The following is a 510-nucleotide window of genomic DNA, read 5'->3' on the forward strand; positions in this document are numbered from 1 at the left end:
GTCAAGCAGATGGCGAAGCAGTATTCCTCCCATCAATGCCTGTAGCAGGTTAACCAGGGGGAATTTTAGATTTGAGAACGACATGCCCAGCACCAGGGCGTTAGCGCAGGTGACACCCAGCACGCAGCTCATCAGAAGGACGGGCAGATCGCGTGAAGGATTGCGGAACACCACGATGGTCATCAGGGCGGTGGAAAACCACAGCGGGGAGATTTGTCCGCTGACTTTTATCAGCTCAAGGCAGAAAAAGGTGACGACAAAACTCAGTAATCCCAATAGCAGCCCGTTGACCCAACGTGGGCGGGAGAGGGCTACTTGTTGTAACGTTTCTGTCGTCATTACATATCCAGCGCGGCGCCGATATAGGCGTAATCTCAATCACTAATGCCATGCTAGCATAAGGAATAGACGATTCAGCGGCAAATGCACAATCAAAAGATCGTCTTATTCGAACGATTGAAGGGGGGCAATATCGCGTCAGGGAGAAGTTTTGCGCCATTACTGGCGCAA

1 protein-coding gene is annotated in these 510 nt (G+C 51.4%); it reads right to left on the reverse strand.

The annotated features are described in order from the left end of the window. Positions 1–339: MASE1 domain-containing protein (locus WH277_RS01110; RefSeq protein WP_339503874.1), on the reverse strand; the 339-nt coding region annotated here is incomplete at its 3' end. Positions 340–510: the final 171 nt, after the last annotated feature.

Source organism: Erwinia sp. MYb416 (assembly GCF_037479575.1).
In the GTDB taxonomy this organism is placed as follows: domain Bacteria; phylum Pseudomonadota; class Gammaproteobacteria; order Enterobacterales; family Enterobacteriaceae; genus Erwinia; species Erwinia rhapontici.